Below are 19,388 nucleotides of genomic sequence, written 5' to 3'. Positions count from 1 at the left end.
ATTAACATCTCTCTTCATAATTTAGCCCTCAACTTGCCTAAGGTTTCCGCAGCAGTACGGCGAATCATTTCATCCGCATAGTAACTGTTGGGAATCGTCGTCGCCCTTTCCAAGGCATCTAGAACGGTTGGAGTCGGGTTATTTAATTGATTTAGGGCATCAATGACATTTAACGGGACACAGTATTCGGTACTGCAAATATGAGTTGCGATCGCATTTACCATTTCATTGTCCCCAAAGCCCAACGCACCACTCGCCGTTAGTACCTCATTCAGCACCCGAAAATCGAATGGTGCTTCAATATAGCGCAAAAAAGCATTGCGAGTGTCACAGCTACGATCACCCCAAGAACTGAGAATTTGAGGACACAAAGAACAAATCGAAGGTTCTGAATCGTGAAAAAGTGAATATCGAATAACTTCTGCATTCTCTGCTGTCCAAGGTTCATCCCACAAATCCGTGAGAAAAATATAGCGATCGCTCGGATCGATGGGTAAAGCGTTTACGTTCATATACTAAGCCAAAAATGCGAAGTAATTTTCTATAATTTAGGACATAAGCTCGATGGAGTTGAGCAGTTTAATTCGCCCTCCTTCCCATCCAGTAACCAGTTGATACTGCTTATCATATATTTCCAGAAGTAAGATTTCAGGTTGTTCAAGTTGAGCAGTTCTGAAGACGGCTAAAGCGCGATCGCGTAGCGACTCCTTTGGAGTATCGCGAAACTCAGCATAATCCATACCGTCTGGGTAAAGCGGATCAAAAATCATCCAGTCCAAGCTTAAATCAAATTCCTGAATTGGCATATCCCCTACTATCCAAAGAAATTCAGCCTCATCAATGCATCGTCTCAGATGAGGATAAGTACACCCCAGTTGGTAATAGACGCTATCAGGTATTTCGCAATTCAGCAATCCGACAGCATTAAGTTCCTCAAGCAATTTTGTGCGATAGGGTTCTACTAAACTGGGTTGATACAAGTGCCCTTGATTAGCAAAAAACTGTATGTAATCCGCAGCAATTGTTTCTAATTTTCGCAGAACGCTAGGGACAAACCCAGTTTCCTTAGCCCAGCCAAACCGTAAATCCCACTCATCTTCTGATAAAAGCTGTACACCTAAAGGAAAGTTTAACTCCCCTGCTTTAATCTGTTGAGTAACTTGAATAATTTTGTTAATGCTACTTTGCGGGATATAGTGACCGCAACCATCCCAACCTGCAAAGTTTGGACTTACATACCAGAAAGGTTCAGTTGGTGGATATCCTGTTCGTTGCTGATATCGCTCGATTTCTTGCTGGAATTCTGAACCATCGATTGCTACATCATATTCCAAAATTGACCTAAGCCGGAAATAAATAGCTCCATTACCAAATTCCTGCCCACTGACAAACGCTTGATGTAGTTGATTATGGATGCTCTCAACTCGTGTTGAGCCGGACTCATAGACAAAATCCTCACCTGGTTCTGCCAAGGGCAATAAAAATTGGATGATATTTTGGTAATGTCCTTCAGATATAAAGCGCAGATCATTGTCTTTTGCCAAAACCAAAAGTGGGTAATCATCAATTAACAATCCCAGATAGATTGTCCAGCCAGGGTATTCCATTTCTATCACGATTCACCTGCGGTTGCTTCCTTGTTTTCTAAAGGGGTAATTGCTTGTTGAAGCTGCCATTTTTTCTGCCACTTTCTTTCCACTTCTCCCCCTGGAAATCTCTCTCTTCCGCGCTCACCATCAAACATAACTGTTACATCAACACTCACAAACTCAATTCGCCTTGCTGGCGAGTAATCCCGCAGGTATATTTCGTCGCTAATGCGGTATAGCAAATCATCGAACCAGGCTTCATCCTGAAAGACAAAGCGATTTACCATACCAGAAACGACCCACACGCGATCAACTTCTCGAAACCAAAGAAATCCCAAGTCAGGAAATGGCGCAAATGCATCGGATACAGATCCCTTTGGCTGAGTGAGCGGATCGGTTAATCGACAGACCCAATCAGAATCTGCACCATAGCAGGCTACTTCAATTTCAGAATCATCCAAAAATTCTACCGCAATTTTTCTCATCATCTATTTCACCGTCTCAATTTTAGTAAAAAATAATATTGTTCTAGGCAATATTTGAGATATTCAGCACCGGGCAATGAAGGATCGGTGCTGAGATCTTCCAGTTCCTCTAGCAACCCCAGCGCACCCCAATCTACCAAAATATCCCAATTCATCGGCAAACTGTTGCAAGATGCCCTGGTCACTAACTCCAAGTAGGTTGGTGCATATTGATTTTGAGGCGTTGTTTCACGCATAAACGGATTGCGATCAACATTTAGTGGAACTGCTGTCATCAGCTTAATTTGCTCGTTATCCCAATCGGTAATTAAACGGTATTGTTGTCCTTGTAACTCAGCAAGTAATGTCCGAGGCTGGTTTAGTTTTGCGGCTCTGACTATTTCCAGACAGCGTTCGCGAATTTCATCATCAATTAGCCCAAACAAACTAAACATCATCCAATCCAAGCTCACATCGCTTTCCTGGATTGAAATGTCCGGATGAGCATACCACAAGAATTCAGCAGCATGAACACATTGACTCAGATGAGGATAATTTTGAGAAATTTGTTCAAAAATCAGTCGATCGATCTCACAATTGAGTAAATCAAGGGCATCTAATCCTTTTAGCAACTCATCACGCGACCAAATCACCACCATTGGTTGATAGTATCTTGCTTGATATGTAAAGTAATGAATGTAATCCTTAGCTATATTTTCCAGTTTCTGTAACACGCATCGCCGATCAATAGTCCAGTCAGGGTATTCTATTTCTTCCATTATTCTGTTACTACTCCCCTATGAACTGGCTCAAATAATACGCCTCATATTTAACACTTCAAGTTAAGTAAGTAGGTAGGTAGGAATAAACACAGCTATGTAACGTAATGTAAATTGGCTTCAAAGTCTTGCCCCTACTGCCTACTGCCTACTGCCTTGTCATAACGACAATTTTCAACACCCAGCCACTTAGCTACAAGTTCACTTCTAGGAATTACAGAAAAATCTCTAATATTTCCGAGAATATACTGATTTGAATTAATAATTAACGAAGTCAGTATATTTTTTATAGTAGGAGGTGCGATAGCGCAAGCGCTGTTTCTTGGATGCCAGAATGGCTTTTATCAGTTCGCGGCATTGATTGGATTAATTTGGGCGATTTACTTTGATGAAATTTAAGATTGCGATATTTGCGAGTATCATTTTATTTGGAACTCAGCTTGGTGTGGAACCGAGCAAAGCTCTCCCTGCGTCACATAAGGCAGGGACTCCTCTACCTTATCCAACCGTGATATTAGGATTTGGTGGAGTTTTGCAACCAGACTGTATTCGACAGGTTGAAGCGGGTGAATATCGCTGTGCAAAGCGTTGGGCAGAAGTAACCCATTTGCTCAAATCATTGCTTTATCAAGATGTTGAATCGCAGCTAATTGTACCCCTTCAGCGTCAACTAGCGATCGCAGATCAATCCTGGCATCAGTTTCAAACACAACACTGCCAACAGTTAACTCAACGCTTACGCAATACGCCAGATTTTCCAATTGCAACATCTGTTTGTTTAGCGCGATTAAATAACGATCGCATTCTAGAATTACAGAGAGGTGTTAAAATCATAACTTTCCAATCTCACGATCCTCGATTTGAATCCTTACTCGATCAACTCAAATTGAGAAATTCATCGGTGCAACGCCACTGGGAGCAATATCAAACTCAGTATTGCCAGATCGAAAAAGCTCTATTTTCCCTGAACACCCTGAGATTGGCGGAATGTCATCAGGGTCTGAGACAGGCTCGACTTCACCAACTGGAAGAACTTTTGGCAGCACCTGCTAGTGGTTTGGCTATCTTCAATAGTTCTGTGCTACCTGGAATTCCAGAGCTAAATTGTGTGGATAAGACGCAGATCGGGTTAAATCAATGCGCGGTCTATTGGTCGAAAACAACTCAGTTTTTGCAATCAAGCATTTATGGCGATTGGGCAGAAAGACTATCGAAGCAGTATCAGCCAACATTTGCGATCGCACAGAAATACTGGCAAGACTATCGTGAAGCACATTGTACTGAGTTGGTTGAGCCTTTTAAGGAAGGTTCCATGTCACCGATGCTCTATCATCGCTGTTTAGCTCGGCTAAATAACGATCGCATTGCCGATTTAAAAGGGATAGCTTTATATGATTCAGAAGACGAGCCTCAGCAAGCCCCAGTTACATCTGGGCAAGATCCCACTCAAGCTCTTTGGGAGCGTTATCAAACTCAGTACTGCAAGTTTGAGTCACTGTTTTTTGGTCGTCAAACCAGAAGTAAGCAATGCCCAAATCTTTTAAATCTGGGACGTTTACACCATATCAAAGCAATGATGGATACTCGATAAAGAGGAAAATTGTCCTGGTTTACGGCTTCAAACGATTGGCAGTAAGGAGAACGATCGCAATCCCCAGCGTATAAGCAACCAAATCTCGCCAGTCGAAAGTAGATCCAATTGTTAAATGAGCTAGTTGGGAATTTCGCCAGCCTAAAATATCAATGAGATTAAGAAACTGAAGAAACTCAATCAAGTAGGCAAAGATGAGTGTCCCAATAGCAACCTTCCGTAGTGGAACTGCAATAAAAGCATGAATAAAGTAAGCAATCACCATGACAATTAAAACGTCGCCCAGTAACGGTCTAATCCAATTATCTAGGAAGAAGAGGGCAATCATCACAACTATTGCAAATAGAATCGCAAACAGGGTGAAAGAGGTAGGATTAAATCTCAACCACTTGAGATTACGGAATTGTTTAGGCACGATTGATTTCCTGGGTTTGATTCGCCAGGATCGTAACATTGTTCTTTAAAATTGATGATGAATCCAATTAGTGAATTGGTTTGGCAAAGTGTGCTGAGTGGCAACATACAGCTAGCGAAAGATGCCATTCAAGCTTACACAGATGAGCATAGAATTACTCCTGCAATTTTTATAAATGTAAAAACTGACAACTTTCCCAAAGAGATCGAGCGATTGCAATATTTCGATCGCATCCTTGGTTTAGAGTTGACTTTGACTCAAGCCGATGAAATCCCTGATTTTGTGGGTGCTGTACCAAATTTAGAGTACATAACACTAACCTGTCCAAATGTCAAACAAGTTCATTTTTCGTTTCACAAATTAAAGCATCTCCAAACTTTGCATATCTCTCAACCTCAATTATTAGAAGATTTTGACGTTGATTTGAGCCAATGCCCTGCTTTGGTCGAGTTTTGGTGTGATGGTAGCAATTGGCAAAAAATGCCCCAAGGACTACATCTGCTTAGGCGAATTAGCTGTTGGAATCATCCACAAATGCAGATGGAGTGGGAACAAATTCCCTTTACCAAAGCTGAAGATATTCGCTTAGACTACATGGCTTTACGTTCCCTACCTGATAATCCTGGCTTCTTTCCGAAGCTAAAGGAACTTAGTATTGAAGGCAATCCGATCGCTGAACTACCTGAGACAATTTGCAATTGGGGAGAGCTTTCAGGAATAGAAATTGATGTGAGCAAGACTCAAATTGAGAGCTTACCTCACAGCTTACTTAGAACTGAGCGAAGTTTGACAATCAATCTGCAAGACACCCCGTTTGAACGACTGCTTTCTGAAGCTTTAGCTACTGATGCAACCGAATGCTCGCAGTCACAGTTAAAGGCAAAACAGATGTATCATCAACTACGCGATTGCGCGGAGCGCAGCGCCAAAGGCGATCGCGTGAAACTAATAGTCAGTAATAATGCTTGATTGTGTTTGCAATCTATATGCGATCGCAATTAGTGACAGTTGCGATTCCCTTTGATCAAAGCAGTTTTCGGGATGGCATTACACTTAACCCCTGGAGAACCAAATCCACTATATTGGTCGAAGTTTCCTTGAACCTGCAAATCTGGGGGGAGCTTGGCAATACTTGTTTTGTACAAAAAAAGATTTCCTTCAACCACCATTGCACTGGGCAGTTCTTCAATGTACGTGCCGCTAATAGTTAAGTTCCCTTTGATACTTAGTTGATTGGGCAGTCGTTTGAGATTACCTTCGAGGGTCACGTTACGATTGATGATACAGCGTTCTCCTTGTGCCATCGCGCCAAATTTTTTTAGGCTTTCGCAAGATACAGGGGGAGTCGGTTGCAAAAAATAAATTCCAACCACCACCAAGGGAAATATGAAAAGCAGCCATCTTTGTTTTGAGAACATTTAATAAGAGAAGGAAATTTATCGAACGCATATTCAGGTATAGTAATATACTATTCTCTTGGGTGGGCGTATGGAGTCAGTAGAAAATCCGAATCCTTTAGCGATCGCACTCACCCTGTGGAATATTGGTATTGTTTCCGAGCAGAGCCTAATTGCTTGGGTTGATGCTCAGATTCTGGCGATTGAGAAACCTGCTGATGATTTACTGGAAGTCTCGGCTAAAGGTGCGAAAATATGCCTCAAACAAGGGTTGATTGAAACGGTTCCAATTGTGCTTAGTTATTCAGAGGAATTTTTTATTCGAGCTTATTTGTTGAATCTCGAATGGGATACTCCACAGGAGTCGCTTTGCGATTGCGCGAAGCGCAGCGCCAAAGGCGATCGCGCAACAAAATCTTTCATCGCTTGGGTTGCTGACAACTGCTGTGGAAGTACGGAAACCCCCGAAGTTTTACTAGGGTATCATCTAGAACATTTATACTGTGATTGTGATGATATTGATGCTGCGATCGCACTACTACGGGTTGAACTCCCAAAAATCATGCCTCGTTGTGAGTCTTTTGCTACGATGTTTTTGGAGCCAGTCTCTGGGTTAGAGCTATGTATTTAATCGCCCATCAAACTTCAATCAATTGATGCCTATGGATTGCAAAGCACTAATTTACAATGGGGTAAAGAAACAGGCGATTCTCCATAGGAGACACTTCGTGAACGCACCAATATACCCTCATTCTTTGGTGAAATGGGATATTTCCCAACAACCCCGGATAATTGGACAAATCGAGTTACCCTATGATTTTGAATCAGTACCAAGTATTGTTTTGTTACCTGATAAAGACAGGTTTGTGATCACCCCCAGTAATGTTTCCTTAGAGCATGGGATTGAGATTCGTCGCTGGGATGATTTGTCCGTTTTGCAACGAGTTGACTTACCCCATGCACCCTATGAGGAGACTTCCGAGGAGGATGAGTGTTATGGACATGATAAATGTACCCATATTTCCTGGTTAGGAGTTACACCTTGCCAGCGATATTTAATGATTGCTGAGGCTTGGGGGGATATTTATCTAGTTAATTTAGAAAGCGGTGAGCAGATTCGTTGGTTGCGTCGTTGGCGAGATTATAATGCTGCTTTTGCCATCGATCCACAAATGCAGTTTCTCATTGTTAATTCTGTAGATATGGATGAGTCCCATCAATTTTACAGAATTGACAGTATCCTTGAGGGTAAATTGACCTATTTGGGTGAATATTCAGGTGGTGCGCGTTGTCATCGTGGCGGCTTGAGTTTTAGCCCAGATGGTCAGCGTCTGGCTTACACCGCATATCGATATCAAGGTGTTGATTTGTTAAGTTTTCGGCTTGAACGCTCGATATTAAGCACTTTATCCCCGCAAACGCAGAAACTACTCGATCAAAACTGGGACAAATCCGAACAATATCGGGCGAAAATGTGGGGTCAATTCTTTCGGTTATACCATGACCATGATGAATTAAATCCTTGGCAAAGTAATATCGTTTGGTTAGATAACAACAGGCTATTGTGTGGTGTAGGGCAAATTCTGGCAGTGCTGGATGCTCAGACAGGGGAAATAGTAAAAACCTATGACGTGGATACAGTGGTTAATACTTTGGTGTTTGACTACACATCTTCCCAAGCTATTGTTGCCACCAAGCAAGGGATAAAGGTGGTTGCGATCGCCTAATCTAAATTAATGCTGCAATTTCCCTGTTACGGGCTGAACTCCCAAAAATCATGCCTCGTTGTGAGTCCTTTGCTACGATATTTTTGGAGCCAGTCTCTGGGTTAGAGCTATGTATTTAATCACCCATCAAATAGCAAGCAAACGTTCGGTTTTGGATTGTTTTTAGGATGACAATAATTGAAGTTGCGAGGGAGATTCGTTTAGCATTATATCGATTAAAATACCTCGATCCGGATGGAATATGTGTGAATATAGATTTGAATCCACCCCTTGGCTCAATCACGCATCCCAAAGCATTGGAAATTCAGCTACCATTCGCCTATGCTGCTTTTTTGCTAGAGGTGGGAAATGGAGGGTGTTGGGATTGTGCAGAGCGAGACTGCTTGATGACAATTGATGAAATCATGCAGCATAATTGTGCTGAGTTATGGCATCAGTCACCGCCTGATTTCGTTCGCCAATTTCTGTCAACAGGAAAGCAATCTGATGCAGTCGAGTTACCCTATCTCTTAAATCTTAATGCCCTCCCTGGACTATTACGAATTGGGTTGTATCCTCCAGAACAAGAGACTTACGGGTTGTTTCTGACACAAGAAGGACATGAAGTGAAAATTCAACTCTGCTTTCAACCGTTGTTGACCTATGTTGTGATGGAACGCTATACACCGAAGCAATGGTTACAAATGCATCTCAATTTTTTAAATAAAGAGATTTACGAAATTGAAAAATCGATCTCAATTTTGAATTCTCAACAAAGTCCGTATCTTATTTTCCAAGGATATTTAATGGGTTTGTCAGAGGCTAGGTTGAAGCAGTTTATTGAAAATTGTCCCGCAATTCCTTTAGAAAGAAAACGAGATTTGCTAGATGAGATATGGTGGACATAGTGCAAACGTTTGTTATGCAATAAAACTTAATTTTTAACTAATATTATAGATTACTTGATGAGTGCATTTACCTATATTTAGGTCATAGACATAAAATAGTACTTTCTGTATGATATATCTAACAATTATTATTAGAAACAATTTGATTATATGAACCGCAAACAATTATACTGGGCAATAGACTATACTTATGAAGCTAGACAAAAAAAGATTGGTTGGCTAAATAAAATAATTGAGTCACTACATGAGCAACCAGAACTAGGAAAATATGAATACGATGAAGACTCAGAAGAGCTATTTACCCAGGAAACTATCACAGTTGCTCAACGTTTAATGAAATTAGTTATCCAAGAGGAGCCGAATAAACAGGATATTCGTGAGTTATATATATTGCTGAAAATTTATAAACATATTCGTAACTCCGCTTGGGACGATATTTGTAAATATGTGGAAAATTTGCATTGGGTAGTAAATATTTGGGAAACATTTGAGAATGTAATTGAATTAGATATCTGGCATGATTGTGAGTATCAACGTTATTCAATTAAAGAACCATTAATTACTGAGGGTAAATTTATCAGAGGTAGCTCTTCTATCGACCATCACGGTCATATTGTATTCAAATTAGAACAGAATTTAGAAGACAATCAGATTAAAATTATTTGGCAAATTCCAAATGAGACAGTTATTCCTGACGAATATATTCCAGAGTCAATCGAAGGAATTATCGATGGGTTGCTTAAATATTCTCGTCTAGAAAAAAAAGCTTTTTCATCCCTCAAAATTACTGTCTTTAATGGCAGTTATCACGAATATCATTCTAGGGAGTCTGATTATCGTCTAGCTGCTTGTATCGCTTGGAGGAATGCTTTAGAAAATGCTGAATTCATACCTCTTTAATGGTTAAGGTTAGAGAAATTCAAGCATTTAATTTTTTTCTCGTAGGGTGTGTGACACTTAAGATCAAATTAAAACGAAAAATAAGTCTTTTGGTGTCACGCACCAACTTACCATTGTGACAATCGCGTAAGTCCTGATAACAAAAACCCATGATAAAAAGATACAAGATAGTAAAGACATAACTGGCGGTGATTGAGATGCATGTTTTCCAGGTGAGTGCATTGGGGAATATGTTATTGAAAATTGTCCTGTAATTCCTTTAGAGAGAAACCGAAAGTTGCTGGATGAGAGATAAGCAGGGAAAAACCTTTGTTCTAATTGATGGGTATACACTAGCGATCGCACAAAGCGATTCCGGTGTGTTATTCTCTGGTTGCCACAGTCGCAAAGCCATAAGCCGATATGACGATTCGCTCCTGATTCAGTTTTTGGCACGTCATGCCGATAATAATACGTTTTGGCAGTGCTTTCAGGCGCGTGAAATGTATGAGAATGAGGATAATCGCTTCTTTGTCAGGGATTGTCAACAGCTTATTGGTGAGAGCAGTTGGAAACTACCGCAAGGTTATCAAAATTGGGCGATTTGGGAACTGATCGATCAGCTGTTTCAAATTCATGGCGAGTCTTACAATGAACCGATTTGTTTGTGGCATCCGGGAAGTTACTATCCGATGTATGGTATTCCCTATGACACTGCATTCAAGGTAATACAGGTTGCGCGGAATTGGAGGAATCTGCAAGAAATCGAGGGAATTGAACTGCTTAATGAAACCCAATGGAATTTACGCTTTGCGTCTGCTGCGAGTCCTAATCAACCCTTACTAATTCCGCAGATTTTATCTGAGATTGAGGAAGCTGCTAGTATATATTTACTATTTTTTGCAGAAAAAGCCCAGTTATATACACCCAATCAGGTTGCGGCAATTCGATCTGAACTGTTGCATCAGATGGCGATAGCAAACCTACTCAACCGTGAAATCTCGCCAGAAATTCTTGCTCGTCTAGTTGCTTATCCAAATCTGCAACGCTGCGTCATTCAAGCGGAAAAGCTATGGCGTTATTTAGATGGTGCTTCTGTGAGCCAAGAAAAAAATAGTTTGTGTTTAGATTGGATGTTTTTTGATCCACCACTACCGGAACCAGATTTTTATCGGCTTTGCTTAGAACATTTTCAAAAAGCAAAATTGCAGTACCCGTATACGATTCTGTTTGAAGCCGATGGGAAGCAGTATCGACTGGTGACGGGAAATCTGTATCCTAATGCGATCGCCTTATTGACGGTTTTAGAAATTACGATGCCAATAAATCCGAATACCTTATTTACCAACGTGAATCAGCCGACGTACCTAGAGTTAGTTGTTTGGGCTTCGCAGACATCCTGCTTACCTCCCGTGGAAGATTGGGAAATGTCTGTTGATTGGAGAGGAAGAGAAGATGAGTTGGTAACTTTAGGAACAGATCCATCCTTGCCTCAAGCTGAATTTTTCTTAAACTGTTTAGCATCTCACTTAGCAAGACTCTGGCAAAATGGCGTTCGCGAAGCGACTCCTGGGGAGTATCGAGCGGCTTTGAAAAAAGGATTGCTCCCTTTGCACAGTTATTTCCCTAAAGAAACCTACTTTCTTTACTGTCGGGGTCAAATGCTACTATCGGGGGAATTGCGGTTTAACTATGGGGAATGGTTTGATGGGGGTTTTCTCCGGCTTTTTCGAGCAGAACAAGCGAAGTAAGAGGTGAGTGGATGTGGGATGTTGAATATTTGAATGCAGAGTTACTCGATCTCAAACTTTGGGGAGAAGGTTGTAGGCTGTATCAAATTTGCCAAATGGGTGATGATGAGATTTGCTTGATTCAAACGCAGGAACATTGGCAAGTTGTATATGCAGAACGTGGTGCAGTTCAACAAATACTGTTTGAATTTACGGATGAGGCTGAAGCTTGTGAGTTTATGTATCGGGAGATTAAGAGAATCAAGCATCCCCATTGTGTGGGGCAATTTTCGACAGATGCAGAAGCAGATCAATTCTGTCAGGTGCTAACTCAGTTACAAATTCAGTTCTCTCACGACCCGCAAGGAAGGGTGAGGGTGTACGATGGAGACATTTATAAAGTGCAGCGTCATTTCGGTTGCCAATTACCCCTGCAAAAATGGTTGACTGTTCCTGAGCGAATTCACGTCACCCTTGCTCGATTGCGAAAATTCGATCCATGCGATCGCTATGCAGAAATCACAACTAATCCGCCAATTGGTTCTGAAGCAAAGTTGAGCGCGTTAGAAGCACAACATGGAATTAGACTACCTGAAGTTTACAGAACGTTTTTATTAGAAGTCTGCAATGGTGGCAATTGGGAACGGCTAGGAAATTACTGGTCAGCTGAGGAAGTTATGGTAAATAATTCTGCACAACTATGGAATCAACCTTTACCTGAGTTTCTCGCAAAGTTGAAAGCAGCAAAATCGAAGGATTGGCTCAAAAATCCAGGACATCGGCAATATCCAGGGTTATTACGAATTGTTGATGGGGATAATCCTGTGCGCGATTTGTTTCTCACCCAGGAAGGATACGAGATTGAAATTCAGGGGGATTGGATTCGTTTTTGTGAGTTTTCCCCAGAACAATGGCTCAAGGATTTCCTGGATGATATTCAAGAAGGGTTATCAACAATTGAAGGATTACTGGATTTTCTCCGCTCTGGGGAATTAATTCGATATTATCCATACTTTCATTCGGTGAATGTTGCCAGACTCCTTGCAGAAACCATCGGACTCGATATCAATCCGGAACTCACGAATGAGCAAGTGAAGATGAGCGATGAAATTGATTATAAAATCAACCAATGGCGAATTGAGAATATGGGTAAGATGCGGTACAACTTTGGGTTTCATTCGGAGCAAGCTGAGATACGAACACAAAGAATTTTAGAAAGGTTAGAGTACCTAAAAAATATTATTTAGCTTTGCTTCTATCTTGAGAGAAACAGTTAGTAAATAATAATTAAAACTAATAACTAGAACTTACAGATTGACAGAAAATATTAAATATGAATTATTTAATAACACGCCTTTCGTAGGGGTTTAGCAGTAGGGGTTTAGCAGTGCTAAACCCCTACAGTGTCGCGACAAATTACCGTTAGATTCACGCCGATCAAGCCAACAATTGTAATATTTGCTTTACCTAATCATCTAATCATCTAATTATCCAAAATCATACTCATAGAATGTAGAATCTGTTGTTTGAAATACCTGGATTATACGCTCTATTCTCTCGCTCATAAAAGCTAAATTTTCTTGTGCTAAAGTATAAGAATGTAAACAAATTAGTTCTTCTAAAATTTTCGGAACATCTTCTGCTGAGACGACATTTAAAGATCCATCATGAAAATGACTGATAAATTGTAATCCAAGAGACTTACAAGCAGGTAACCAAAATTGATAAAATATTTCGCTAGTTGCAACAGGAATCACTTCATAATTCCCGGTATGAATGTGGAGAATTCCCATCTCTATTGTCATCTCATTATCTCGTAATATTTCAAACTTCAATTTGTCGAGAATTAGATAATTACTGGGTTGGTTGCCAAATATATTTACCAGTGCGGTCGATATACCCAAATGCTTCTCCAACTTGCACTTCTGCTAACCCATTAGAGAAGGAATAAGCCCTATCAAACTGTGGTGCGATCGCGCTTTTTCCAGAACGGTCAATATATCCCCATTTACCTCCAATTTGTACATCTGCTAATCCCTCGGAGAAATAACCAATCTTATCAAACTGTGGTGCGATCGCGCTTTTCCCTGTACGGTCAATATATCCCGATTTTCCGCCAACTATTACTTGCGCTAACCCATTTTCAAAACTCCAAGTCATATCAAACTGGGGTTTAATTACTAATTTACCAGTGCGGTCAATAAATCCCCATTTTTTCCCAATCATGACTGCTGCTAAATCTTCAAAAAATGACCAAGCGCTGTCAAATTGAGGTTTAATGATTAATTTGCCTTTTGGATTAATAAATCCCCATTTTTTCCCAACTTGGACTACTGCTAAACCCTTAGAAAATGACCAAGCAGTATCAAACTGAGGTTGAATTACTAATTTACCCTGATTATTAATAAATCCCCATTTTTTTCCAATTTTAACTGCTGCTAAACCCTCAAAAAATGACCAAGCGTCGTCAAATTTAGGTTTGATAACTAACTTACCCTTATTATCAACAAATCCCCATTTTTTATCAATAGCAACTAAAGCAAAACCATTGACAAAATATTCAAGCATATCAAACTGTGGTTGAGCCACAAACTTACTACTACTGTCGATAATTCCCCACTTTTTACCAACTTTGACTCTAGCAAAACCATTCAAGAAGCGATCGCAATTATCAAACTGTGGCTTGATGACCAATTTACCTGTGTGGTTGATATATCCCCATTTCTCACCTACTTGAACTTGAGCTAATCCCTCATAAAACGAAGAAGCATAAACAAACTGGGGTTTAACCACTAATTTTCCAGTGCGATCGATATATCCAGATTTACCGTTAATTTTCACCTTCCATAACTGGGGGAATGAATTCTCTTTTGTAGACTTAACTGTGATGGGAGATATTGATTGATGAATATCACTAGATATAGATGGAATTGAAAAAAATGTTGTCCCAGCGATCGCAACTAGCAAAATCAAGGGATGGCGAATATAAAATTGCATTTTTATACGTTAATAAGTAGTCATGTCACTTATCCATAGCTCAAAACTAGCTTAATTGTCATCCCTAAAAATCATCGGATACACGAAACCAATACCAATCACCGTATAGGTAAAATACTTGGTACTCAGCAGCACCAAATGGACTTCCCTTACTGTTCGGTTGATGGACAAAACCATAGGATATGGTATCGGGACTTAGACCATCACCACCCGAAAATACACGAAAATATGCACCACCACGAGAATCTATAGCGTATTCATCGACTTCATATAAACCAAGTTTGCGGTTTAATGTGATTTTTTCTTTTGCAGAAATAGGAAGTTGTACCCGAACTTGTTCAAACGCCGATTGCGATACCATAAATGCTAAACGACGGGGAATGTAGAACTTGAGCATGACATAACAAACTAAAACTATCCCTGCAATGATAGTAACTTCTCTCCAGGGTATAAAAGTTTGCCAGGGAAGCCTAATACTTTGCAAATTCTGCCTTCCTAATGTTCTCAATCCCCAGTAAATAATTACCGATACTGCAAATATTGGTACACAAACAATTGACACCAGTATAACTGGAAAAAAGAAACTATTTAATGCACCAGGATAAATGCTAATAATTAGAATTGCGACACAAATAAATAAGGTTATACATATTGCTATTTTGCCAAGTCTTTTCACATTAAGATTGTCCATATCGTTTTGGTTTGGGTTCCCAGTTAAAATCATGAGGACAATCGCATTTTTGAGCTTGGTTGCAGTTAATTACCATCTTACTAAAGCAAAAGTTTAGGAGAGTCCCGTTATCAAATTTTACTTGTAAACTACCTGGACTACGTAAACCAGCACCATGATAACCAATAATTTGATACTTAGAGCTTAAGTTTGAGGCATTAAAGAAATATGATTTAGGGCTGAAGCTATTGTCACCCTTGAAATCATTTAAACAAAATGCTTTCGTGATATATCTTTGGGCGATAATTTCTGCTTCTTTTGGAGATGGGTCGCCAATTGCACTGAGAAAGGTATCGGATATTTTGGCGATTTTATAAGCTTGATTACAGTCAACTATATGAGTTTTTAAAAAGTTTACTGGGAAGGCAAAACGTAATAAAAAATAAATTAAACCTAGTGTTATAACAAGTGTTAGAATTCTAATCATTGAGATTGGAGTAAGTTTGTTCATTAACTACAAGAGATAACGCTGTTCTAACTTTGTGTTGCTGATAAGAAAATTGCGATCGCCAAGTGCTACAGATGAAAGCATAACACCCCATTACGGGTAGCAGCAATTACTCGCTGATGTGCAGTATCTATTGCGATCGCCTGGATAATTGCGTCTGTTGGGTACTCTGCTTTCACAGTTCCATCTTGAATATTTAGCAAAGCCAGGGTTTTTCCTGCTCCTAATACTAGGGTTTGGTCATTGAGAAAAGCAATATCACTTTGCCAAAGATTTTCCTCATCATGCTGATGTTCGATGTAGGGTAGAGATACTTCCCAAACGGTATAGAGGACAGAACTTGGTGTAGGGTTGTTATTGATTCCCCCAATAACTGCGATGCTCCGTAGGAGCCGCTACGCGATCGCTAAATAGCTGGGAACGATTAAATCGACGATATGTCACCAATAATTTCCGTTCAAAATGATAGCAAATATGGATAAAAGCGTCTTCGTTGGGACTAAAAATAATGGTATCGTTATGGCAGCGCATATCCCCAAAAAAAGCTCCTCGAAGGGAAAACTGCCCCATTGCTAAATCATCAATCCAATGAAGTTCAAAATAGCTGAATTGGTCAATTGATGAGTTGATAAAAAACTGCATCTTGGGGTCAAATACCAAGTTGTAATTATATTCTGTCTCAAAAGCAAAACACTGAACTATACCCGATTGCAATTCTATTAAATACAGCGAAGCATAGGATTCGACAACGACGATGTACTGTTGACAGGGAGTAACCGTGACACAACCAGGTATATCGGTGCATTCAGGTAACTCTATTTCCTGGATACAGCGAAAATCTTCCCAGCGACGAATTTCTAAGATGGCATTGACTGGCTGGTAGGGAAGTTGGTAAATATTATTACACTGAATAACAGCGATTTCATTTGCTTGGGGTATTTTGGCAAGTAAGCTTAATTTTGTATATCGTTCCAAAGAAGACTCTAACAACATCTGGGGTGTATCGGAAACATCCCAACGTACCAATTTATAACGCTTTTTATCGACAGTTAAAGTAATTGCTTCTTGCTGATTCGCATCGTAAATTAAAGTTTTGCAGTTCATTTTGTCAGAAACTCGCCAGTTTTTAGGTTAATTTTCATCGCAGATACTGTTGGATTTCGGTTGGCTTCCAAGGGAATCGTTACCCACTCACCAACGCGATTAGGTGTACCAAAAAGACAATCACAATTAAACTTTGTAATTACAAAAGGAGTAAAACCAATTCTAAATTTTAATTCTCCGTAGTATGTGCCGCATTCCGTAGAGTTATCTGGTGGAGAACATGTATAATTATATAAATATACCGTTGTCGGATAATCTTTAGATGCTACAGTTTCAATGCTTGGAGTATCAAATGCAGACGATAACACAACGTTAAGTAAGATAAACAAGAATAGCACACTCGATAATAATAAATATAGAAAAATAAAAGTTCGCTTTTTTCTAAATGGTAAATTTCGAGGCTTTTTAAATAATAAAAACCCGAAAATGAAACTTAGTAGCCAGATAATTATAGAGAATATAAATTGAACACCATCCAAAGTTGGAATAATCGGGAAAAATAGAATTACGACAGCAACAAATGGGGCAATTACAAACAGTAGAAAATTAAAATTTCGATAATACATTGTATTGCATTGACTAAAATTATTAACATAACAGCCACCACCATCATGTCCACTTTCAAGTCTGGCTATTACAATTCGGCGGAAATGAAGTAACAATTTGATCAGGCTAGAAAGTCCAGAATATTGGCTTTCTTTTGCCTTTTACCTTGATATACTAAGTGCTAACTGCTATGTTTTTTCGACTTACTCACCATGAAAACTAAGCCAGAGGCAAAAATTTGATAGGGGATGAGCAAAACAGCCCCAATCATAGCTTTAAAAGTCCACCCAATGCCCATAATCGATCGATAAAGTTTTATGGCTTCGTCTTTGAATTCTGGGGCAATCTTTCTGAGTCGGTCTTCGTCTGACCAGCCATCAAAATCAAAACCCAGATAATCAAGCCGCATTTCGGCATATAAATCTGGCAAATATGCCAACAAAGAAACTAGAAATACGCACGTCATCAAAGATAGAAAACTACCTAATAGCAAACTAGTCACATAACCCTTCCGCCTTAACAGAAAAGGTATTACAAATGGCGTTATTACTATCATTGCCAGAATCAAAAAATAAACTGCCGAAACTATGTACTGCATTTTCACCTAACTATTTATTACACAGGCGACAATCACATCATTAATCTTACCCACCAATACAAAATAACCACACTTAAACAATCTATAGGACTCATATTTGATTTCTGAAAAACCAAATTGGCTAGAAGCCTACCATACAAAGGTTTGTTTCTCAGTATACTTAGTAAGATTCAAGTACGATTCCTATATGCTAATAAGTAATATTTTTAACTTAATAAGCATCCTCAGTTCCACTGAAATAATAAAACGGCAAGTTTGTCCGAATCACTAACTCTACTAGCATTACACCCAGTGGTTCATATTCGTAGTAATATCTAGCTCGACTATTGGTTCCAGGTAATGGTGGTTGAGCGCAGGCTGCATCAGGAGAACCGCAAGTTACTTTTACAGGTATAAGTAAAATTCCTATTCCTAATACAAGTATAAATTGTTTCATTGCGACCGTTTGCTCGTTATGTTAAGGTAGTTGTTCTTTCCTATTGCATTCACCATAACTTTAAAGAATAAAAGTGAGCATAACAAAAAACTTCAAATCTTAGTATCTACGATTATGTGCGACTTTGACAAAGGCTTTATTTTATGCACTTGCAAGGATAAAGAAAAACCCATTGTGCATAACAAAAATTCGAGGCGATACAAACAGGAACAAGCAGCAACTCCCAAGGTGTATCGATGGTATTTATCTACATTTAAAGAATATAGAAGTGACGACGAACCACTGATGGAAGGTGAGTACCAGCTTCCTGTGACGGATATAGGAAAGGGACTAACGGACGAATGGGTTTTACTCAATCTCAATGACAGAAATTGCTTTGATGTTGACTATACACCCCAAGAGGGCGATAACCTTGTCATCCGAGATGCTTATCAGGAATGGGATTATCTATCTTTTATTTTCAAAAATGGAGGTTGGGAAAGAGGACATTACAGTCGATTTTCAACTATCACAACTTTAACCATGAACGGAGAAGTAAAATAAGTAGGGTCACATTCAATTGTTTTCCCTAGCGAGTAATCTCCAAAACCGAGAATACTGATATTGAATGATTAATTGTGGCGAATTGCGAATTGTTGTAATTATGTTATCCTTCCGAACTATCCAAGCAAACTTCTGCGATTGCAATTTGCTTGTGTACCCGATTTCTCTCTTCCAGGTCTTACCCAAGCTATATCTCGGTCAGAATCCAACGTCATTTGTGTATCTCGCTCTACATCACTTTGAAATCCACCACGGGTTGAAAATCCGGGATTATTGCGAGGACTGGTAAACATATGATAGACAACTACTGCCTCTGTTCGTCCCCAAAGATATTGTTGTGCTAGGGTGTCTGCACCCCTCGCATCTCCAACAACAAAATATTCGTTTTGAGCGATACTCCTGGAAGGAGTGGCTGCCGCCATCGCGCGATCAATCGAAGGACGGTAATGCATATCAAATTCTGCTTGAGTTATATCAAGGTGTCCACTAATAAAATTAACAACCTTTTTACTTCTCATCTGCAAAATT

The 19,388-nt window shown here is 39.6% G+C and carries 24 protein-coding genes; 9 read left to right on the top strand and 15 right to left on the bottom strand.

What is annotated here, in order from left to right:
- Nucleotides 1-14 precede the first annotated feature (14 nt).
- Genes CAL6303_RS13135 through CAL6303_RS13120 form a run of 4 tightly spaced genes read right to left on the bottom strand, consistent with a single transcriptional unit; the run spans nucleotide 15 to nucleotide 2,832 of the window.
- Nucleotides 15-512 (bottom strand): hypothetical protein, encoded by a 498-nt coding sequence (locus tag CAL6303_RS13135; RefSeq protein WP_015198301.1) that lies wholly within the window; start codon nucleotides 510-512, stop codon nucleotides 15-17.
- Between the two features lie 36 nt (nucleotides 513-548).
- Nucleotides 549-1,607, bottom strand: coding sequence for a hypothetical protein (locus CAL6303_RS30755; protein WP_015198300.1), 1,059 nt, complete (start codon nucleotides 1,605-1,607; stop codon nucleotides 549-551).
- 5 nt (nucleotides 1,608-1,612) lie between these two features.
- Nucleotides 1,613-2,077 (bottom strand): hypothetical protein, encoded by a 465-nt coding sequence (locus CAL6303_RS13125; RefSeq protein WP_015198299.1) that lies wholly within the window; start codon nucleotides 2,075-2,077, stop codon nucleotides 1,613-1,615.
- Nucleotides 2,078-2,082: 5 nt separating this feature from the next.
- Nucleotides 2,083-2,832, bottom strand: a complete 750-nt coding sequence (locus CAL6303_RS13120) for a hypothetical protein (protein WP_015198298.1) — start codon at nucleotides 2,830-2,832, stop codon at nucleotides 2,083-2,085.
- 388 nt (nucleotides 2,833-3,220) lie between these two features.
- On the opposite strand from CAL6303_RS13120, the gene CAL6303_RS13115 reads away from it, so the two are divergent.
- Nucleotides 3,221-4,423 (top strand): lysozyme inhibitor LprI family protein, encoded by a 1,203-nt coding sequence (locus tag CAL6303_RS13115; RefSeq protein WP_015198297.1) that lies wholly within the window; start codon nucleotides 3,221-3,223, stop codon nucleotides 4,421-4,423.
- 19 nt (nucleotides 4,424-4,442) lie between these two features.
- Here CAL6303_RS13115 and CAL6303_RS13110 read toward each other — a convergent pair whose 3' ends face one another.
- On the bottom strand, nucleotides 4,443-4,838 hold the full coding sequence (locus CAL6303_RS13110) for a DUF2809 domain-containing protein (RefSeq protein WP_238993814.1): 396 nt from the start codon (nucleotides 4,836-4,838) through the stop codon (nucleotides 4,443-4,445).
- A 54-nt stretch (nucleotides 4,839-4,892) separates the two neighbouring features.
- Between CAL6303_RS13110 and CAL6303_RS13105 the strand changes: the two genes are divergently transcribed.
- Nucleotides 4,893-5,807, top strand: coding sequence for a hypothetical protein (locus CAL6303_RS13105; protein ID WP_015198295.1), 915 nt, complete (start codon nucleotides 4,893-4,895; stop codon nucleotides 5,805-5,807).
- 29 nt (nucleotides 5,808-5,836) lie between these two features.
- Here the strand turns inward: CAL6303_RS13105 and CAL6303_RS13100 are convergent, their stop codons facing one another.
- Complete coding sequence (locus CAL6303_RS13100; RefSeq protein ID WP_015198294.1) at nucleotides 5,837-6,256, bottom strand: hypothetical protein; 420 nt, start codon at nucleotides 6,254-6,256, stop codon at nucleotides 5,837-5,839.
- Between the two features lie 70 nt (nucleotides 6,257-6,326).
- Here CAL6303_RS13100 and CAL6303_RS13095 point away from each other — a divergent pair, with 70 nt between their 5' ends.
- The 6 genes from CAL6303_RS13095 (at nucleotide 6,327) to CAL6303_RS13070 (ending at nucleotide 12,705) form a co-directional block, all read left to right on the top strand.
- Nucleotides 6,327-6,866, top strand: coding sequence for a hypothetical protein (locus tag CAL6303_RS13095; RefSeq protein WP_015198293.1), 540 nt, complete (start codon nucleotides 6,327-6,329; stop codon nucleotides 6,864-6,866).
- 97 nt (nucleotides 6,867-6,963) lie between these two features.
- Nucleotides 6,964-7,962 carry a hypothetical protein gene (locus tag CAL6303_RS13090; RefSeq protein ID WP_238993813.1) on the top strand — a complete coding sequence of 333 codons (999 nt, stop codon included), beginning with the start codon at nucleotides 6,964-6,966 and terminating at the stop codon, nucleotides 7,960-7,962.
- Between the two features lie 167 nt (nucleotides 7,963-8,129).
- Complete coding sequence (locus CAL6303_RS13085) at nucleotides 8,130-8,849, top strand: hypothetical protein (RefSeq protein WP_015198291.1); 720 nt, start codon at nucleotides 8,130-8,132, stop codon at nucleotides 8,847-8,849.
- 150 nt (nucleotides 8,850-8,999) lie between these two features.
- Nucleotides 9,000-9,749, top strand: a complete 750-nt coding sequence (locus tag CAL6303_RS13080; protein ID WP_041739542.1) for a hypothetical protein — start codon at nucleotides 9,000-9,002, stop codon at nucleotides 9,747-9,749.
- Between the two features lie 284 nt (nucleotides 9,750-10,033).
- On the top strand, nucleotides 10,034-11,479 hold the full coding sequence (locus CAL6303_RS13075; RefSeq protein ID WP_015198290.1) for a hypothetical protein: 1,446 nt from the start codon (nucleotides 10,034-10,036) through the stop codon (nucleotides 11,477-11,479).
- A gap of 11 nt (nucleotides 11,480-11,490) precedes the next feature.
- Nucleotides 11,491-12,705 carry an SMI1/KNR4 family protein gene (locus CAL6303_RS13070; protein WP_015198289.1) on the top strand — a complete coding sequence of 405 codons (1,215 nt, stop codon included), beginning with the start codon at nucleotides 11,491-11,493 and terminating at the stop codon, nucleotides 12,703-12,705.
- A gap of 240 nt (nucleotides 12,706-12,945) precedes the next feature.
- Here the strand turns inward: CAL6303_RS13070 and CAL6303_RS13065 are convergent, their stop codons facing one another.
- The 8 genes from CAL6303_RS13065 to CAL6303_RS13030 all read right to left on the bottom strand — a co-directional run bounded on the left by CAL6303_RS13065 (nucleotide 12,946) and on the right by CAL6303_RS13030 (nucleotide 18,317).
- Entirely contained in the window at nucleotides 12,946-13,362 is a 417-nt protein-coding gene (locus CAL6303_RS13065; RefSeq protein WP_238993812.1) for a hypothetical protein, read from the bottom strand.
- The gene (locus tag CAL6303_RS13060) at nucleotides 13,313-14,455 is read right to left on the bottom strand and encodes a WG repeat-containing protein (protein ID WP_015198287.1); all 1,143 of its coding nucleotides are present in this window, start codon (nucleotides 14,453-14,455) and stop codon (nucleotides 13,313-13,315) included. Before CAL6303_RS13060 ends, CAL6303_RS13065 begins: the two co-directional genes overlap by 50 nt.
- Before the next feature lie 64 nt (nucleotides 14,456-14,519).
- A complete protein-coding gene (locus CAL6303_RS13055; RefSeq protein ID WP_041739539.1) occupies nucleotides 14,520-15,146 on the bottom strand; it encodes a hypothetical protein in 627 nt (208 codons plus the stop codon).
- Nucleotides 15,133-15,612, bottom strand: a complete 480-nt coding sequence (locus CAL6303_RS13050) for a hypothetical protein (RefSeq protein WP_015198285.1) — start codon at nucleotides 15,610-15,612, stop codon at nucleotides 15,133-15,135. The genes CAL6303_RS13055 and CAL6303_RS13050 overlap by 14 nt, the downstream gene beginning before the upstream one ends.
- 375 nt (nucleotides 15,613-15,987) lie before the next feature.
- Nucleotides 15,988-16,737 (bottom strand): hypothetical protein, encoded by a 750-nt coding sequence (locus CAL6303_RS13045; protein ID WP_015198284.1) that lies wholly within the window; start codon nucleotides 16,735-16,737, stop codon nucleotides 15,988-15,990.
- Nucleotides 16,734-17,045, bottom strand: coding sequence for a hypothetical protein (locus CAL6303_RS31130; protein ID WP_238993811.1), 312 nt, complete (start codon nucleotides 17,043-17,045; stop codon nucleotides 16,734-16,736). The genes CAL6303_RS13045 and CAL6303_RS31130 overlap by 4 nt, the downstream gene beginning before the upstream one ends.
- A 419-nt stretch (nucleotides 17,046-17,464) precedes the next feature.
- Nucleotides 17,465-17,785 carry a hypothetical protein gene (locus CAL6303_RS13035; protein WP_238993810.1) on the bottom strand — a complete coding sequence of 107 codons (321 nt, stop codon included), beginning with the start codon at nucleotides 17,783-17,785 and terminating at the stop codon, nucleotides 17,465-17,467.
- Nucleotides 17,786-18,092: 307 nt separating this feature from the next.
- Nucleotides 18,093-18,317, bottom strand: a complete 225-nt coding sequence (locus CAL6303_RS13030) for a hypothetical protein (protein ID WP_015198281.1) — start codon at nucleotides 18,315-18,317, stop codon at nucleotides 18,093-18,095.
- Nucleotides 18,318-18,491: 174 nt separating this feature from the next.
- Here CAL6303_RS13030 and CAL6303_RS13025 point away from each other — a divergent pair, with 174 nt between their 5' ends.
- Nucleotides 18,492-18,860 (top strand): hypothetical protein, encoded by a 369-nt coding sequence (locus tag CAL6303_RS13025; RefSeq protein WP_238993809.1) that lies wholly within the window; start codon nucleotides 18,492-18,494, stop codon nucleotides 18,858-18,860.
- Between the two features lie 116 nt (nucleotides 18,861-18,976).
- On the opposite strand, the gene CAL6303_RS13020 is transcribed toward CAL6303_RS13025, so the two are convergent.
- Entirely contained in the window at nucleotides 18,977-19,378 is a 402-nt protein-coding gene (locus CAL6303_RS13020; RefSeq protein ID WP_015198279.1) for a hypothetical protein, read from the bottom strand.
- Nucleotides 19,379-19,388: the final 10 nt, after the last annotated feature.

It is taken from the genome of Calothrix sp. PCC 6303 (assembly GCF_000317435.1).
In the GTDB taxonomy this organism is placed as follows: Bacteria; Cyanobacteriota; Cyanobacteriia; order Cyanobacteriales; family Nostocaceae; genus PCC-6303.
The sequence above is the reverse complement of the archived record's forward strand: the minus strand, read 5'-3'. Positions and strand labels throughout refer to the sequence as shown.

What these genes read in the sequence shown, in the direction of transcription:
- CAL6303_RS13125 (WP_015198299.1), bottom strand. Translation starts at nt 2,077, where the DNA reads ATGATGAGAAAAATTGCGGTAGAATTTTTGGATGATTCTGAAATTGAA.
- CAL6303_RS13135 (WP_015198301.1), bottom strand. Translation starts at nt 512, where the DNA reads ATGAACGTAAACGCTTTACCCATCGATCCGAGCGATCGCTATATTTTT.
- CAL6303_RS13055 (WP_041739539.1), bottom strand. Translation starts at nt 15,146, where the DNA reads ATGGACAATCTTAATGTGAAAAGACTTGGCAAAATAGCAATATGTATA.
- CAL6303_RS13060 (WP_015198287.1), bottom strand. Translation starts at nt 14,455, where the DNA reads ATGCAATTTTATATTCGCCATCCCTTGATTTTGCTAGTTGCGATCGCT.
- CAL6303_RS13070 (WP_015198289.1), top strand. Translation starts at nt 11,491, where the DNA reads ATGTGGGATGTTGAATATTTGAATGCAGAGTTACTCGATCTCAAACTT.
- CAL6303_RS13105 (WP_015198295.1), top strand. Translation starts at nt 4,893, where the DNA reads ATGATGAATCCAATTAGTGAATTGGTTTGGCAAAGTGTGCTGAGTGGC.
- CAL6303_RS13075 (WP_015198290.1), top strand. Translation starts at nt 10,034, where the DNA reads ATGAGAGATAAGCAGGGAAAAACCTTTGTTCTAATTGATGGGTATACA.
- CAL6303_RS13085 (WP_015198291.1), top strand. Translation starts at nt 8,130, where the DNA reads ATGACAATAATTGAAGTTGCGAGGGAGATTCGTTTAGCATTATATCGA.
- CAL6303_RS13080 (WP_041739542.1), top strand. Translation starts at nt 9,000, where the DNA reads ATGAACCGCAAACAATTATACTGGGCAATAGACTATACTTATGAAGCT.
- CAL6303_RS13030 (WP_015198281.1), bottom strand. Translation starts at nt 18,317, where the DNA reads ATGAAACAATTTATACTTGTATTAGGAATAGGAATTTTACTTATACCT.
- CAL6303_RS13020 (WP_015198279.1), bottom strand. Translation starts at nt 19,378, where the DNA reads ATGAGAAGTAAAAAGGTTGTTAATTTTATTAGTGGACACCTTGATATA.
- CAL6303_RS13045 (WP_015198284.1), bottom strand. Translation starts at nt 16,737, where the DNA reads ATGAACTGCAAAACTTTAATTTACGATGCGAATCAGCAAGAAGCAATT.
- CAL6303_RS13095 (WP_015198293.1), top strand. Translation starts at nt 6,327, where the DNA reads ATGGAGTCAGTAGAAAATCCGAATCCTTTAGCGATCGCACTCACCCTG.
- CAL6303_RS13100 (WP_015198294.1), bottom strand. Translation starts at nt 6,256, where the DNA reads ATGTTCTCAAAACAAAGATGGCTGCTTTTCATATTTCCCTTGGTGGTG.
- CAL6303_RS13115 (WP_015198297.1), top strand. Translation starts at nt 3,221, where the DNA reads ATGAAATTTAAGATTGCGATATTTGCGAGTATCATTTTATTTGGAACT.
- CAL6303_RS13120 (WP_015198298.1), bottom strand. Translation starts at nt 2,832, where the DNA reads ATGGAAGAAATAGAATACCCTGACTGGACTATTGATCGGCGATGCGTG.
- CAL6303_RS13050 (WP_015198285.1), bottom strand. Translation starts at nt 15,612, where the DNA reads ATGATTAGAATTCTAACACTTGTTATAACACTAGGTTTAATTTATTTT.
- CAL6303_RS30755 (WP_015198300.1), bottom strand. Translation starts at nt 1,607, where the DNA reads ATGGAATACCCTGGCTGGACAATCTATCTGGGATTGTTAATTGATGAT.